General features: G+C 65.4%; 15 protein-coding genes. 5 read left to right on the forward strand and 10 right to left on the reverse strand.

Annotation, left to right across the window (positions count from 1 at the left end; all coding sequences use genetic code 11):
- Positions 1–34 precede the first annotated feature (34 nt).
- Together IFT58_RS02660 and IFT58_RS02665 are read right to left on the reverse strand one after the other, a co-directional pair.
- Entirely contained in the window at positions 35–1,699 is a 1,665-nt protein-coding gene (locus IFT58_RS02660) for a CTP synthase (protein WP_188324429.1), read from the reverse strand.
- A gap of 353 nt (positions 1,700–2,052) precedes the next feature.
- A complete protein-coding gene (locus IFT58_RS02665) occupies positions 2,053–2,277 on the reverse strand; it encodes a hypothetical protein (RefSeq protein WP_188324430.1) in 225 nt (74 codons plus the stop codon).
- A gap of 164 nt (positions 2,278–2,441) precedes the next feature.
- Between IFT58_RS02665 and parE the strand changes: the two genes are divergently transcribed.
- Entirely contained in the window at positions 2,442–4,331 is a 1,890-nt protein-coding gene (gene parE / locus IFT58_RS02670; RefSeq protein WP_188324431.1) for a DNA topoisomerase IV subunit B, read from the forward strand.
- Positions 4,332–4,472: 141 nt separating this feature from the next.
- Here the strand turns inward: parE and IFT58_RS02675 are convergent, their stop codons facing one another.
- Together IFT58_RS02675 and IFT58_RS02680 are read right to left on the reverse strand one after the other, a co-directional pair.
- Positions 4,473–5,594: an inorganic phosphate transporter gene (locus IFT58_RS02675; protein ID WP_188324432.1), complete on the reverse strand. Its 1,122-nt coding sequence runs from the start codon at positions 5,592–5,594 to the stop codon at positions 4,473–4,475.
- A 12-nt stretch (positions 5,595–5,606) separates the two neighbouring features.
- Positions 5,607–6,233, reverse strand: coding sequence for a DUF47 family protein (locus IFT58_RS02680; RefSeq protein WP_188324433.1), 627 nt, complete (start codon positions 6,231–6,233; stop codon positions 5,607–5,609).
- A gap of 283 nt (positions 6,234–6,516) precedes the next feature.
- Between IFT58_RS02680 and IFT58_RS02685 the strand changes: the two genes are divergently transcribed.
- The gene (locus tag IFT58_RS02685) at positions 6,517–7,827 is read left to right on the forward strand and encodes a hemolysin family protein (protein ID WP_188324434.1); all 1,311 of its coding nucleotides are present in this window, start codon (positions 6,517–6,519) and stop codon (positions 7,825–7,827) included.
- A complete protein-coding gene (locus IFT58_RS02690) occupies positions 7,811–8,473 on the forward strand; it encodes an exopolysaccharide biosynthesis protein (protein WP_192093821.1) in 663 nt (220 codons plus the stop codon). Before IFT58_RS02685 ends, IFT58_RS02690 begins: the two co-directional genes overlap by 17 nt.
- Before the next feature lie 94 nt (positions 8,474–8,567).
- Here IFT58_RS02690 and IFT58_RS02695 read toward each other — a convergent pair whose 3' ends face one another.
- The 4 genes from IFT58_RS02695 to IFT58_RS02710 form a co-directional block, all read right to left on the reverse strand.
- A complete protein-coding gene (locus IFT58_RS02695; RefSeq protein WP_188324436.1) occupies positions 8,568–9,065 on the reverse strand; it encodes a pyridoxamine 5'-phosphate oxidase family protein in 498 nt (165 codons plus the stop codon).
- A 95-nt stretch (positions 9,066–9,160) separates the two neighbouring features.
- Positions 9,161–10,156: an LLM class flavin-dependent oxidoreductase gene (locus IFT58_RS02700; RefSeq protein ID WP_188324437.1), complete on the reverse strand. Its 996-nt coding sequence runs from the start codon at positions 10,154–10,156 to the stop codon at positions 9,161–9,163.
- A gap of 417 nt (positions 10,157–10,573) precedes the next feature.
- Positions 10,574–11,341, reverse strand: coding sequence for a sulfurtransferase (locus IFT58_RS02705; protein ID WP_192093822.1), 768 nt, complete (start codon positions 11,339–11,341; stop codon positions 10,574–10,576).
- A 28-nt stretch (positions 11,342–11,369) separates the two neighbouring features.
- The gene (locus IFT58_RS02710; protein WP_192093823.1) at positions 11,370–11,735 is read right to left on the reverse strand and encodes a DUF6164 family protein; all 366 of its coding nucleotides are present in this window, start codon (positions 11,733–11,735) and stop codon (positions 11,370–11,372) included.
- A 120-nt stretch (positions 11,736–11,855) separates the two neighbouring features.
- Between IFT58_RS02710 and IFT58_RS02715 the strand changes: the two genes are divergently transcribed.
- On the forward strand, positions 11,856–12,287 hold the full coding sequence (locus IFT58_RS02715) for an FKBP-type peptidyl-prolyl cis-trans isomerase (RefSeq protein ID WP_188324440.1): 432 nt from the start codon (positions 11,856–11,858) through the stop codon (positions 12,285–12,287).
- Positions 12,271–13,521: a TIGR03862 family flavoprotein gene (locus IFT58_RS02720; RefSeq protein ID WP_192093824.1), complete on the forward strand. Its 1,251-nt coding sequence runs from the start codon at positions 12,271–12,273 to the stop codon at positions 13,519–13,521. Before IFT58_RS02715 ends, IFT58_RS02720 begins: the two co-directional genes overlap by 17 nt.
- On the opposite strand, the gene IFT58_RS02725 is transcribed toward IFT58_RS02720, so the two are convergent.
- On the reverse strand, positions 13,507–13,983 hold the full coding sequence (locus tag IFT58_RS02725) for a GNAT family N-acetyltransferase (RefSeq protein WP_192093917.1): 477 nt from the start codon (positions 13,981–13,983) through the stop codon (positions 13,507–13,509). The two genes, IFT58_RS02720 and IFT58_RS02725, sit on opposite strands and share 15 nt — an antisense overlap.
- Before the next feature lie 14 nt (positions 13,984–13,997).
- Entirely contained in the window at positions 13,998–15,620 is a 1,623-nt protein-coding gene (locus tag IFT58_RS02730) for an FMN-binding glutamate synthase family protein (RefSeq protein WP_192093825.1), read from the reverse strand.
- Between the last annotated feature and the right edge of the window lie 9 nt (positions 15,621–15,629).

Consider the following 15,629-nt stretch of genomic DNA (forward strand, 5'->3'; position numbering starts at 1 on the left):
GCCGAAGATGGGGGCGCCTCGCCCCCGCTGCAAGTCAGGCGTTTGCTTCGGCCAGCGGCTGGCCACCGGCCTTGCGCTCGCGCGCGGCCCGGATGAAACCGATGAACAACGGGTGCCCCGCACGCGGCGTCGACAGGAATTCCGGATGCGCCTGGCAGGCCAGGAACCACGGATGCGCACTGCGCGGTAGCTCGACCACTTCCACCAGCGTGTCGTCCATCGACTTGCCGGCGATCACCAGGCCGGCGTCTTCCAGCTGGGTACGGTAGCGGTTGTTGAACTCGTAGCGGTGGCGATGACGCTCGGACACCACGTCCTGCCCGTACAGCTCGCGGGCCAGGGTGCCCGGCTTCAGGCGCTGTTCCTGCAGGCCCAGGCGCATCGTGCCACCCAGGTCGCTCTTGTCGTCGCGCTTTTCAACGTCGCCGGTGGCGGTACGCCATTCGGTGATCAGGCCGATCACCGGGTTCGGCGACTGGCGGTCATTCTCGGTGCTGTTGGCGCCTTCCAGGCCGACCACGTGGCGTGCGTAATCCACCACCGCAGCCTGCATGCCGTAGCAGATGCCGAAGTACGGCACCTTGTGCTCACGGGCGTATTGCGAGGTCAGCACCTTGCCTTCGAAGCCGCGGTCGCCGAAGCCACCCGGCACCAGGATGCCATCGACATCGGCCAGCGCGGACATGTCGCTGCCTTCCAGCTCCTGTGCTTCCAGCCACTTCAGGGTGACCTTGGTGCGCTGGCGCAGGCCACCGTGCTTGAGCGCTTCGCCAACGGATTTGTACGCGTCCTGATGGTCGACGTACTTGCCGACCACGGCGATGGTGACTGCATCGAGCGGGTTCAGCGTCGCATCCACTGCGTCTTCCCACATCGACAGATCCACCGGACCGACTTTGTCGGCCAGCTTGAACTGGTTGACCACGATGTCGTCCAGGCCCTGCGCATGCAGGCCCATCGGGATGCTGTACAGCACGTCCACGTCCGGCACGCTGATCACCGCACGCTCGGAGACGTTGGTGAACTGGGCGATCTTGCGACGCTCCGAATCCGGCACTGCCTGCTCGGAACGGCACAGCAGCACATCCGGCTGGATGCCGATCGAGCGCAGTTCCTTCACCGAATGCTGGGTCGGCTTGGTCTTCAGCTCACCCGCAGCACTGATGTAAGGCACCAGGGTGAGGTGCATGAACAAGGCTTTTTCCGGGCCGCGCTCGGTGCGCACCTGGCGGATCGCTTCCAGGAACGGCAACGACTCGATGTCGCCGACCGTGCCACCGATCTCCACCAGTGCCACGTCGAAGCCTTCGGTCGCTTCATCGATGCAGCGACGGATCTCATCGGTGATGTGCGGGATGACCTGCACGGTGGCGCCGAGGTAGTCGCCGCGACGCTCCTTGCGGATCACGTTCTCGTAGATGCGGCCGGTGGTGACCGAGTTCTTGCGGCTCAGGCGCGTGCGCACGAAGCGCTCGTAATGGCCCAGATCCAGGTCGGTCTCGGCGCCGTCATCGGTGACGTACACCTCGCCGTGCTGGAACGGGCTCATGGTGCCCGGGTCGACGTTGATGTACGGGTCGAGCTTCATCATCGTGACCTTCAGGCCACGCGCCTCGAGGATGGCGGCCAGTGACGCGGCGGCAATGCCTTTGCCGAGCGAGGACACCACGCCGCCGGTTACGAAAATCAAGGGAGTCATGGCTGCAAGCATCCTGTATTGAATTGGAAAACGGCCGCACTCCCCTGTCCCGAGGGGCAGGGGGTGGGCTGGAAGGGGGTTTTCCGGTTCGCTGGAGCAGCGAGGGAGCGGGCGGTGCGTTGACCATCGTGCGAGGTCAGCTTGGCCGTGCCGGTCATGGAGACCGTCACCTGCGCCCAGCCTTGCTGGCCGCCAAGCATGGCCTTGCCAGTCCAATCGCTGATGGTGGACACGCACTACTCCCGGAAAGCGATAGTTTACAGATTGAAGCGCCCAAGCCCAAGGGGGCGCCGCCAACCGGCCAAAAAGAAAGCCCCGGCAATGCCGGGGCCTGGTTACCGAAACAGCGGACGTCAGCGCTTCTTGCGCGCCTCTTCCTCTTCTTCCTCGCGCGGCGGCGTCTGCTGGCCCTTGGCCTTCAGTTCCGCGTTGGCCTGCGCACGGCGCTTGGCCTTGGCGTCCGCCTCCGCCTGCGCGGCGTTGGCCTGATCACCCTGCGGCGGTGCGTTCTGCGCCATTGCCAGTGGCACGGCGACCACGGCAGCAGCGATGACAGCGATGGTAAGCAGCTTCTTCATGGAGTCCTCCTCGCGGTATCGACCCGGAAACGGGGGGTGCTGGCGTCCTTTTCCCAGCTGTGACCATTTTAGCGCCCCGCCGGCCCTGCCAGATGAACCGCAGGCGTGCAAAATACCCGCCCAGACCGCACACTTGCGCGTCGCTCCAACGCTTTGAAATATAGATGAACGCCCGCTATAACGCCGCCGATATCGAAGTCCTGTCCGGCCTTGACCCCGTCAAGCGCCGCCCCGGCATGTACACCGACACCACCCGCCCGAACCACCTGGCGCAGGAAGTGATCGACAACTCGGTGGACGAAGCGCTGGCCGGCCACGCCCGTTCCATCGAGATCACCTTGTACAAGGACGGCAGCGTGGAGGTCAGCGATGACGGCCGCGGCATGCCCGTGGACATCCACCCGGAAGAAAAGATTCCGGGTGTGGAGCTGATCCTGACCCGCCTGCATGCCGGCGGCAAATTCAACAACAACAATTACACCTTCTCCGGCGGCCTGCATGGCGTGGGCGTGAGCGTGGTCAATGCCCTGTCCACCCTGGTGGAGCTGCACATCAAGCGCGAAGGCGCCGAGCACCGCATCACCTTCCGCAACGGCGACCTGGCCTCGCCGCTGGAGGTAGTGGGCAGCGTGGGCAAGAAGAACACCGGCACGCGCCTGCGCTTCTGGCCGGACCCGAAGTACTTCGACACCCCCAAGTTCGCCGTACGTGCCCTCAAGCACCTGCTCCGCGCCAAGGCGGTGCTGTGCCCGGGCCTGACCGTGAAGCTGACCGACGAGGCAACCGGTGAGGTCGATACCTGGCATTACGAAGACGGCCTCCGCGATTATCTGAAGGTCGAGCTCGGCGAGCGCGAGATGCTGCCGACCAACCTGTTCGTCGGCCACGTCAAGAAAGAGAACGAGATCGCCGACTGGGCCGTTGCCTGGATGCCGGAGGGCGAGCTGGTCCAGGAAAGCTACGTCAACCTGATCCCGACCGCCCAGCACGGCACCCATGTCAACGGCCTGCGCACCGGCCTGACCGAAGCCCTGCGCGAGTTCTGCGACTTCCGCAACCTGCTGCCGCGTGGCGTCAAGCTGGCACCGGAAGACGTGTGGGACCGCGTGGCTTTCGTGCTTTCGGTGAAGATGACCGACCCGCAGTTCAGTGGCCAGACCAAGGAACGCCTGTCCTCGCGCCAGGCCGCCGGTTTCGTCGAGGGCGCCGCCCACGATGCCTTCAGCCTGCTGCTCAACCAGAACGTGGAGATGGGCGAGCGGATCGCGCAGCTGGCCATCGAGCGTGCCAGCGCCCGCCTGAAGACGGAAAAGCTGGTGGTCCGCAAGAAGGTCACCCAGGGCCCTGCCCTGCCCGGCAAACTGGCGGACTGCATCAGCCAGGACCTGTCGCGCACCGAGCTGTTCCTGGTGGAGGGTGACTCCGCGGGCGGCAGCGCCAAGCAGGCGCGTGACAAGGATTTCCAGGCGATCATGCCGCTGCGCGGCAAGATCCTGAACACCTGGGAAGTGTCGTCCAACAGCGTGCTGGCGTCGGAGGAAGTGCACAACCTGGCCATCGCGATCGGCTGCGACCCGGGCAAGGACGACATCAGCGGCCTGCGCTACGGCAAGGTGGTGATCCTGGCCGACGCCGATTCCGACGGCCTGCACATTGCGACCCTGCTTACGGCGCTGTTCCTGAAGCACTTCCCGGCGCTGGTCGATGCCGGCCACGTGTTCGTGGCGATGCCACCGCTGTTCCGCATCGACGTGGGCAAGCAGGTGTTCTACGCGCTGGACGAAGAAGAGAAGCGCACCATGCTGGACAAGATCGAGCGCGAGAAGATCAAGGGCGCGATCAGCGTCACCCGCTTCAAGGGCCTGGGCGAGATGAACCCGCCGCAGCTGCGCGAATCGACCATCCATCCCGATACACGCCGCCTGGTGCAGCTGACCATCGACGACGGCGAGATGACCCATTCGCTGATGGACATGCTCCTGGCGAAGAAGCGGGCATCGGACCGGAAGGGGTGGTTGGAGACCAAGGGCGACCTGGCGTCGCTGGAAGCCTGAACAAAAACGCCGGCCTCAAGGGCCGGCGTTTTTTTGTGCCGTGGCGGATCTGGTAGCGCCGAGCCATGCTCGGCGGGCTTCCGTACGCTGAGGGAAAGCCGCCGAGCATGGCTCGGCGCTACCGATGAAAAGCGACCGCCGTCAGGCCCAGCCGATCATCTCGAACAGCTTGAGGATCAGGTAGGCGCAACCGCCCGCAGCGGGAATGGTCAGGATCCACGCCCATACGATGCGCTCGATCACGCCGAGGCGCAGCGAACGCGGGTTTTTGGCAAAGCCCACGCCCATGATCGCGGTGGAGATGCTGTGCGTGGTCGACACCGGCATGCCGAAGTGCGCGGCCACCGTCAGCACCGTTGCCGAGCTGGTTTCCGCCGCAAAGCCATGGATCGGGTGCAGCTTGACCATCTTGTGGCCCAGCGTCTTGATGATCTTCCAGCCGCCCGACGCCGTACCAGCCGCCATCACCACCGCACACGTCAACACGATCCACATCGCGATGCCGTCGCCGGCACTCGCGTCAGGGTGCATGAACGCCAGGAAGGACGGCAGGTCGTTCAAGGCGCCCGTGGCTTCGGCACCGATCAAGGTCATCGCGATGATGCCCATGGTCTTCTGCGCATCGTTATGGCCGTGGGCGAAGCCCATGTAGGCCGCCGAGACGATCTGCGCCTTGCCGAAGAACATGTTGACGAAGCGCGGACGCGCCAGGCGACCGATCGCACCGCCGACCTTGGCCAGGGCCGCAATCAGCGCCCACAGCAGCAGCATCACCAGGATGCCGAGCAGGAAGCCCGCCACCGGCGAGGTGATCATCGGCACGAAGACCTTCCACAGCAGGCCCTTGTTCTGCGCCCAGCTGCCGAGGCGCTCCGACCAGATCAGCGCATCCCAGTTGTTCTGCGCGGCCGCAAGGCCTGCACCACACAGACCGCCGATCAGCGCGTGGGACGACGAGGAAGGCAGCCCCTTCCACCAGGTGATCAGATTCCAGATGATGCCGCCCAGCAGCGCGCACAGGATCACCTGCGGCGTCACGTCGACCACGTTGGTGTTGAGCAGGCCCGAGGCGATGGTCAGCGCGACGGCGGTGCCGGTGAGCGCGCCGATGAGGTTCATGAAGGCGGCCATCATCACTGCCCAGCCCGGGGACAGCACTTTGGTCGCCACCACGGTGGCAATCGAGTTCGCCGTATCGTGGAAGCCGTTGATGAACTCGAAGACGAGAGCGGTGAAGATCACCACCAGGACAAGGGTCAGCATCCGTGCGGCCCGTCAGCTGTTCTTCAACACGATCTGGTACGCCACGACGCCGGCTTCCCGGCAGCGGTCGATGGCCTTTTCCAGAATCTCGAAGAACTCCTTCAACAGGAACATCTGCACGTGGTCCAGGCGACCGGAATAGATATCGCGGTACAGCTCCAGCATCAGCCGGTCGGCCTCGTTCTCCAGCGCGCGCAGCTTCTCGTTCAGCGCGGTCATGCGATCGAGGTTCATGTGGCGCAGGTCGGCCACCATCTCCACCACCACGCCGGCCGCCTGTTCCAGCATCGCCGCGCGCGGCGCGAAATCGATGTGTTCCAGATGGGCCACCGCCAGCGAGTAGCGATCAGCGAACTTCTCGATCTGCTTGGGGATCTTGTAGAGCGCCGAACCCAGCGCTTCGATATCCTCCCGCTCGATCGGGGTCATGAAGCTGTCAACCAGGGCCTGGCTGATCTTGTCCGACGCGGCGCGCTCACGCAGGCGGGCAAGCTTGAAGGCGTCCAGCGCAGGCTGGCGGTCGGACTCGCGCATCATGGCGTGCAAGGCCCGGGCGCTGTCGTTGGCCGCGACGGCAGCCTCATCAAGCAGGGTGTAGAACTGTTTGCCGGAGCCGAAAATGGTCTGCAGAGAGAACATCGAGAAACCTGTTCGCCGTCGCGGGAAGGACGGCACCAGACGGAATTATGACGGCTAGATGACCGTTCCGGGTACTCCCCGACACTTCTGTCTGGTTTTCCCCTCTACCTGAACAGGCACTTGCAGCATTCCACCCCCTGTTTGCTAAGATGCCAGCGCGCCCACGGGCGCACACCTATGGAAGACGACCCTTACCCCCCGCCGCCGCGCCGGACTTACCTCCCCAGCGCCTGCCGCCATCGCAAGCACCCGCCCTCCCTGCCACCAACCGGGGATGCCGCCCGTGTTTGAACTGATCATTGTCCTCGCCCTCGTTCTGTTGAACGGTTTCTTCGCCATGTCCGAGATGTCGGTCATGACCTCACGCAAGAGCCGCCTGAAGCAGATGGCGCACTCCTCCAAGCGTGCGGCGCGCGCCCTGGAGCTGTCCGAGCGGCCGGAAAACTTCCTGTCCACGGTGCAGATCGGCATCACGCTGATCGGCGTGCTGACCGGCCTGTTCGGCGGTGAAGCCATCGGCGAGGCCATCGGGGCGTGGATCCATGAAGTCGCCCCCGGGTTCGCCTATGCGTCCGGCGTGGGCAAGACCCTGGCCGTGGCCCTGATCACCTTCCTGACCCTGATCTTCGGTGAGCTGGTGCCCAAGCGCCTGGCCATCACCCGATCGGAGGATATCGCCGGGCTGGTCGCCCTGCCGATGAGCTGGCTGGCCAAGGTGGCCGCCCCCGGCGTCTGGCTGCTGTCGCATACCACGCGCTTGGTGCTGCGGGTGATCGGCCTGGGCAAGGACGAAGCCGCCAGCGTCAGTGAAGAAGAGATCCGCATGCTGGTGGCCGAAAGCCACGAAGCCGGCGTCATCGATGCGCACGAGCGCGACATGATGAACCGCGTCATGCGACTGGGCGACCGCACCGCGGACAGCCTGATGACCCCGCGCAACCGCATCGCGTGGCTGGACACCCAGGGCGCGCTGGAAAAGAACCTGGAAATCATGAGCGAGAACGAATTCTCGCGCTATCCGGTGTACCGCGAGAACGACTCGGACGTGGTCGGCATCCTCGAGGTGAAGACCCTCGCCACGCGGATGGCACGCGGTGACCATGCGCTGTTCCAGAACCTGCGCGAGGTGCTGTACGTATCGGAAAGCACCCATGCCATGAAGCTGCTGGAAATCTTCCGCGAAGAACAGCAGTCCGTGGCCCTGGTGGTGGACGAGTACGGCGAAATCCAGGGTCTGGTGACCATCAGCGACCTGATGGGCGCCGTGGTGGGCCGCCTGCAGGCCACCGAAAACGCCGATGAAGATGCGTTGGTGGTAACGCGCGAAGACGGCTCGCTGCTGGTGGATGGGTCGCTGCCCATCGAAGACCTGCGCGAACTGCTGGGGACCAGCAACCTGCCTGACGCCGAGGATGGCGATTACTACACGCTGGCCGGCATGTGCATCCACTACTTCGGCCGCATCCCGCATGTCGGCGAGTATTTCGACTGGGCCGGCTGGCGGATCGAGGTCATCGATCTGGACGGCGCGCGTGTCGACAAGCTGCTGCTGCGCATGCTGTCTGACGAGCAGGCCGATGAACTCACCGCCTGATCCGTCGTCGTCACCGTCGCCGGACGAGGCGCCGCTCTACCGCAACGAGGGCATCCGCACGCTGTTGGCGATGTTCCAGTTCGGCGATCCCGCCCAGCACATGAAGCTGGGGGAGATCCTGCAGAATCTGCAGCAGAGTGCGTACGGGGTCTTCCTGTTCATTGCGATCCTGCCCGCCTTCATCCCGATCCCGGGCGTGGGCGGCGCGGTCAGTGGCCCGCTGATCCTGCTGATGGGCACGCAGATGATGTTCGGCCTGCGCAAGCCGTGGGTACCGGGGTTCATCGCCCGTCGCGGTCCACGGCGCGGCACCATGCACAAGTTCCTGGACCGGATCGACGGCGCCCTGCGCCGGCTGGATCGCCTGCTGAAGCCGCGCATGCCGCAGCTGCTGGTGCCGGTGCTGGCACATGCCTTTACTGGCCTGCTGCTGGTATTGCTGGCCGTACTGCTGTCGTTGCCGATACCGTTCACGAACTATCTGTTCGGCTTCCAGCTGCTGCTGTTCGCGCTGGCGCTGCTGGAACGCGATGGTGCGTTGATGCTGGTGAACTGGATAGCGGCGATCGCCGCCATCGTCTTTTTCGGCTTCAGCTCCGGACAACTGGTTGGCTACATCGCCGAGTTGTTCCAGCGCTGGTTCTAGCTCTACCAAAAAAACAGCCGGCTGAAGCCGGCTCTACCCTTGTTTCATTTTCCCGGTAGAGCCGACTTCAGTCGGCTGCCGTGCGCTCCCGGCCTCAGCGCAGATCAACAAACCCGTTGTCGCCCAGACGCGCGGGCTCATCCTGCACTGCGGACAGGACGAAGCTCAGCGCCTTGCCCAGCAACGTGCCCGGACCGTCCCAATATTCGGCCGACTCGGCATGCACATGGATCAGGCGCAGGTTCGGATCGTCCTTGCCCTCCGGGAAGAACAGCTTCATCGCCGGCGACCACAGTTCGTCGATCTTCGCGCGGTCAGCAACGATCTCCGCGGTGCCCGATACCGACACATAGCTGTTCTTGGACGTTGACGCATAAGCGACGTTGACGCGGGGGTTCAGTGCGATCTCGGCAACCTTCGGGCTGTCGGCCGACGTGGCGAACCACAGGTCACCGTCGAACTCCACTTCCTGCGTGCCCAGCGGGCGACTGTAGAGGCGGCCGTCCACGCCGGTGGTGGTGAACATCGCCACCTCGACGTCCTTGATCAGGGCGGCGAGCTGGGTGATGTGCTGCTGGCGATCTGCGTTCATGGGGAACTCCGTGGGTAGGGCCCCATCTCACGCGAGCGCGGTGCAACGCTGCGTGAGGCGGATGTTCAGTGCGCGTGGTGGCCTGCGCGCTGCATTCAGGCTGCGTGGCGCGCGTGCCAGGCCTGCATGGCCAATTCGAACGAACGCAGGCGCGCGCGGTGGTCGTAGATGTTCGCCGTGAGCAGGAGTTCGTCGGGCTGGTGGCGCTCGACGAAGGCCGCAATGCCCTCGCCTACCTGCTGCGCGTCACCCAGCACCGTGCAGGCCAGCGCACGCTCCACGCCGACCTTCTCGTGCGGTTGCCAGAAGGTTTCGATGTCATCCACCGGCGGTGGGATCTTGCCCGGGCTGCCGCGCCGCAGATTGACGAAACTCTGCTGCTGGCTGGTGAACAGGCGGCGTGACTCGGCTTCGCTTTCACTGGCCACCACGTTCAACGCCAGCATGGCATGCGGCTGCTGGAGCGAGCCGGAGGGACGGAATTCGCGCCGATACACGGCCAACGCTTCGTCCATCGCATCGGGCGCGAAGTGCGACGCGAAGGCGTAAGGCAGACCCAGCGCAGCGGCCAGGCGTGCGCCGAACAGGCTGGAACCGAGGATCCAGACCGGCACCCGCAGACCCGCGCCCGGCACCGCCTGCACCGCTTGGCCCGGCTTCGCCGGCTCGAAGTAGTGCAGCAGCTCGCGCACGTCCTGCGGGAAATTATCGGCCCCATCGAAGTACCGGCGGAGCGCGCGAGCGGTCGGCTGATCGGTGCCCGGGGCCCGGCCCAGGCCCAGGTCGATGCGGTCCGGGTACAGGGAGGCCAGCGTGCCGAACTGCTCGGCGGCCTGCAGCGGCGCATGGTTGGGCAGCATGATGCCGCCCGCGCCGACGCGGATGCGCTGGGTGCCACCGGCGACGTGACCGATCAGCACCGCGGTGGCCGCACTCGCGATGCCGGGCATGTTGTGGTGCTCGGCCAGCCAGAAGCGGCGGTAGCCCAGCGCATCGGCCTGCTGGGCCAGTTCAAGCATGTTGGCGAAGGCAGCGGTTGTGTCACTGCCCTCGCAGACGGGGGCCAGATCGAGGATCGACAAGGGAATCATCAGCGCGGCTTTTCTTCAGGAGACCCCCCCTTGTGTGGGGCCGCGCGGGAGGGATTGCCAGCGGACGCCGCGGGACGCTGATTCCCGCCAAGGCAACAGGCGGCTGTAGTGCCGGCTTCAGCCGGCAGCCCGCTCCATCGGTAGTGCCGGCTTCAGCCGGCAGCTTGCCCCATCGGTAGTGCCGGCTTCAGCCGGCAGCTTGCCCCACCGTTAGTGCCGGCTTCAGCCGGCAGCTTGCCCCATCGGTAGTGCCGGCTTCAGCCGGCAGCGTTACTGCTCAGCCGACTGAAGTCGGCTCTACCTGTTGGCGGTCTCGCTCAGCCGACTGAAGTCGGCTCTACCTGTGGGTGTTAATGCTCAGCCGACTGAAGTCGGCTCTACCAGTCGGCGCTACCAGTCGGCGCTACCTGCGCGGTATCAGAACGCGCTCGGCTTCGGCTCGGGCAGTGGCTGGTCCACCAGGGGCTGCAGCTGGGAATCCAGTGCTACGCGCTCGTCGAAGACGAAACAGCGGCCTTCGTAGCCCTCGCCCCCCACTTCCTCGAAATAACCCAGAATGCCGCCGTCCAGCTGCAGCACATTGTCCATGCCATCGTTCTGCATCCACAGGGCCGCTTTCTCGCAGCGGATGCCGCCGGTACAGAAGCTCACCACGGTGCTGTCCTTCAACGCCTGCCGATGCGGGGCCAGCGCGGCGGGGAGGTCGGTGAACTTGTCGATGGGCAACACCAGCGCATCCTTGAACGTGCCGTACTCGATCTCCTGCACGTTGCGCGTATCGAGCATCACCACCGGCTTGCCGTGATCGTCGTGGCCCTGCCGCAGCCAGCGCTGCACCGTCGCCGGGTCCACGGCCGGTGCGCGCGGATACTCCAGCGGCTGGCCGTCATCGCGCCGAAAACTGATGATCTCGTCCTTGACCTTGACCTTCAACCGAGCGAACGGCTGGTGCTCGCTGAAGCTGGTCTTGACCCGCATATCGGAAAACCGAGGGTCGGCGTGAAGCGCATCGTAGAAGGCATCGATGGCTGCCGGGCTGCCTGCAAGGAACAGGTTCAGGCCTTCAGCGGCGACCAGGATGCTGCCGCGCAGGCCTGCAGCCTCGGCGTAGGCAACCAAGCGGTCGGCAAGCACCTGCGGCGCGTCGATGGTGACGAAATGATAGGCGGCGGTATTGGCGATCATCCGCCCATTTTACCCGCTGCGCGCCGATTCAGCCTCGCAGCAGCATGAACGGTAGAAGCACGAGCGCGGCCGCGCCGACCATGCCCAGCAGCACCAGCGCCACAAAGCCGGGACGACGCTGCAACAGGCCGCGAAAGGTCTCGGCGCTGCCGTCCTGCAGGGCCTGCTCACGCTCGGCACGCATCCGCACGCTGCGCTCGCGCTGGTACTCGCCCATAACGTCGCGGGCTCGCGCAAGATCGTCGTCGTCGCGGATCCACAGCCCCCCGTTCGAGATGCCCCAAGGGCTCGGCTCGGTGCGATACCACGCAATGCGGTGCTGATCCAGCAGCGTGCAGACGTCATGGTATTCATCGTTGCCGACGTGGCGCAGGTTCAAGAGCAGCTTTGACATGCCGCCATCATAGCCCGGCGAACACCCTCCTCAGCGAGAGGAGAGGGGCAAAGGCCCGCCCCGTCTCTGCCGTGGATGCGATGCGTTACCCTTGCATCCCCTCGAATTCGGATGCCGCCCATGCGCCGCCTGCTCGCTCCCCTCCTGTTGTCCCTGGCCCTCGCTGCATGCGCACCGGCCGGTCCGCCGCCGGGCGGCTCCATTGCCGCCTTTGAGACCATCGACACGCAGGCAGGTACCGGCGCTGTCGCCACACCCGGCAGCAAGGTGACCGTCCACTACACCGGCTGGATCTACGATGAGCGCGCTGAAGACAAGCATGGCAAGACCTTCGACAGCTCGGTGACCCGTGGCGAACCGTTCTCCTTCGAGCTGGGGGGCGGACAGGTCATCCGGGGGTGGGACGAAGGCGTGGCGGGCATGAAGGTGGGCGGCAAGCGCACCCTGATGATCACCCCGGACATGGGCTACGGGCAGCGCAGTGTCGGACCGATTCCCGCCGGCTCCTCGCTGGTCTTCGACGTCGAGCTGCTTGATGTCCAGCCCCGCTGATCCGGTAGCGGTGCCGCGCGTTGCGGTGATCGGTGGCGGCCCGGCAGGGCTGTTTGCCGCCGAGCAGCTGTGCGCGGCGGGACTGGCGGTGGATCTGTATGAGGCCAAGGGCTCGCCTGGCCGCAAGTTCCTGATCGCCGGCAAGGGTGGCTTGAACCTGACCCACTCCGACGCGCGCCCGCTGTTCGACAGCCGCTACCGATCGCAATCCACGGCGGTGGCCAGCTGGCTGGATGCGTTCGATGCCGATGCGCTGCGGCGGTGGGCAGCTGGCCTGGGTGTGGAAACCTACGTGGGCAGTTCCGGTCGCGTTTTCCCGGTGGATCGCAAAGCCGCGCCGCTGTTGCGCGGCTGGGTGCGCCGGCTGAAGGAACAGGGCGTGCGTTTCCATGTGCAGCACCGCTGGCAGGGATGGGACGCCGACGGTGCGCTGCGCTTTGCCACGGCCGAGGGCGACACCCGCGTTGTCGCCAACGCCACCGTCCTGGCGCTCGGCGGTGGCAGCTGGCCGCAGCTCGGTTCCGATGGCAGCTGGGTACCGCTGCTGCAGGAACGTGGCGTCGCGGTTGCGCCCCTGCAGCCGGCCAACTGCGGTTTTGATGTGGCATGGACGCCCTGGTTCGTGCAGCGCCACGCCGGCACTCCACTGAAATCCGTGGTGGCGCACTGGACCGACCTGCAGGGTACGGATCACCAGCAGCAGGGCGAATGCGTGGTGAGCGAGTACGGCATCGAAGGCAGCCTGGTCTATGCCGTATCGGCAGACCTGCGCGATGCACTCGCCCGCGATGGCATGGCGACGCTGTGGCTGGATCTCGTTCCGGGCCGGTCGCAGGAACGCTTGGCAGCCGATCTGGCACGCCCCCGCAAAGGACGCAGTTTCGGCGAGCATCTGCGTCGCCAGACCGGCGTGGATGCAGTGAAGGCATCGCTGCTGTTCGAGATACTGGGCAAGGAAGCGGGCCAGGACGTTGACCGCGTTGCGGCCGCGTTGAAGCGCCTTCCGGTGGTCCTGCAGCGGCCGCGACCGATGGCAGAGGCAATCAGCACGGCAGGCGGCGTGATGCTGCCGGCGATGGATGCCGAGTTGATGCTGCAGGCGGTGCCGGGCGTCTTCTGCGCCGGCGAAATGCTCGACTGGGAAGCGCCGACCGGCGGCTACCTGCTGACCGCGTGTTATGCGAGCGCGCAACGTGCGGCCGACGGCGTGGTCGCGTGGTTAGCTGCCCGCTGACGTGGCGGGCCGCCGCATGCGGATCGCGGCCAAGGTGATTCCGCTGGGGTGCAGGTAATCCTGCGATCCTTCTGCAATGAATCCGCCACGCTGGTAGAACGCCACCGCATTCAACGATGCCGACAGGACGATGTCGGCATCCGGTGCGGCAAGGGCGAACAATTGCTGCAGGAGCGCCCGTCCAACCCCCTGACCGGCCGCATCCGGATCCACGAACAGCGCATCGACCTCGTTGTCCTGCAGAACCAGCATGCCGTAGCCGACCACGCGGCCCTGCGCATCCTCGGCCACCACGCAGCCGCCCTGCCCCAGCAGCGCGGCATAGTGACTAGGCGGCGGCGATGCGGACCAGCGCGCGATCACGTCAGCGGGGTAATGGCTGCTGCACAGCTCGCGCACGCAGCGCGTCCGCAATGCCCAGAGCACCGCCTCATCTCCCGAGCTGCCCGCGCGAAAGCGCAGCGCGCTGGCAGTGCTCATCGCGATTTGCTGGCGCGCAGTGCCTGGATGCGCGACGGCGGCTGGAAGGAATCGCTGCGCGCATCGCCCCAGTAATCATGGAACACCGCATGGTCGGGCACCTGCCGCAGCAGCTCGCCCGGCGCCAGATAGCGATACAGCGACGCCAGCGATCGTATCTCCACCGGCGACACCCGACGCAGGATGTGTTCCGGCCCCAGCTCGGCAGGATCGTTCAGTCCGGCCGCGCACAGCAGTTCTTTCAACGCATGCAATGTCTGCCGGTGGTAGTTGTGTACGCGTTCGGCCTTGTCGGTCGGGTCCAGGCTCTTCCAGCGTTTCGGATCCTGGGTGGCGATGCCGGTGGGACATTTGTCACTGTGGCAGCTGAGCGACTGGATGCAGCCCAGCGCGAACATGAAACCCCGCCCCGCGTTGCACCAGTCCGCGCCCAGCGCGATGATCCGCGCGATGTCGAACGCACTGGTGATCTTGCCGGCCGCCCCGATGCGGATGCGGTCACGCAGGTCCAGCCCGACCAGCGTGTTGTGCACCAGCAGCAGCGCTTCATGCATCGGCACCCCGACATGATCGATGAACTCCGACGGTGCCGCACCGGTGCCACCCTCCGCACCGTCCACGACGATGAAATCAGGCAGCAGGCCGGTTTCACTCATCGCCTTGGCAATGCCGAACCATTCCCACGGATGGCCGATCGCCAGCTTGAAGCCGACCGGCTTGCCACCGGACAGCTCACGCAGGCGTGCCACGAACTGCAGCAGTTCGATCGGGGTGGAGAAGGCGGAATGCCGCGACGGCGACACGCAGTCCACGCCCATCGGCACCCCGCGCGTCACCGAGATTTCTTCGCTGACTTTCGCCGCAGGCAGCACGCCACCGTGGCCCGGCTTGGCGCCCTGCGACAGCTTGATCTCGATCATCTTGACCTGATCGTGCGTGGCATTGGCAACGAAACGTTCTTCGCTGAAGCCGCCCTGCTCGTCACGGCAGCCGAAATAGCCCGACCCGATTTCCCATACCAGGTCACCGCCCATTTCGCGGTGGTACGGCGATATCGAGCCTTCACCGGTATCGTGATGGAACCCGCCGCGGCGCGCGCCTTCGTTGAGTGCGCGGATGGCATTGGCCGACAACGAGCCGAAGCTCATCGCGGAGATATTGAAGATGCTGGCCGAATACGGCTTGGCGCAGTTCGGCCCGATCAACACGCGGAAATCCTGATGCCCGATGCTGGTTGGAGCGAGCGAGTGATTGATCCACTCGTAGTCCACCGCATACGTGCTGCGCAGCGTGCCGAACGGCACCACGTCCATCTCGTTCTTTGCGCGCTGGTAGATCAGCGCGCGCTGCTGGCGCGAGAACGGCACATCTTCCAGATCGCTCTGCACGAAGTATTGCCGGATCTCCGGACCGATCGACTCCAGGCCGTAGCGGAAGTGGGCCAGTACCGGATAGTTGCGCCGCAGCGTGCTGCGCGTCTGCAGCAGATCCCACGTACCCACCACGAAGACGGTCGCCGTGAACGCCACGCCCCAGTACCAGGCGGGCCAAAAGGTGGCCAACCACAGGCAGACCGGAAACAGGATGATGGCGAGCACGTAGGCCAGATAGCGGTGCATGGCGTTCCT

Origin of the sequence: Stenotrophomonas sp. CFBP 13718 (genome assembly GCF_014842145.1) — a bacterium.
GTDB lineage: Bacteria > Pseudomonadota > Gammaproteobacteria > Xanthomonadales > Xanthomonadaceae > Stenotrophomonas.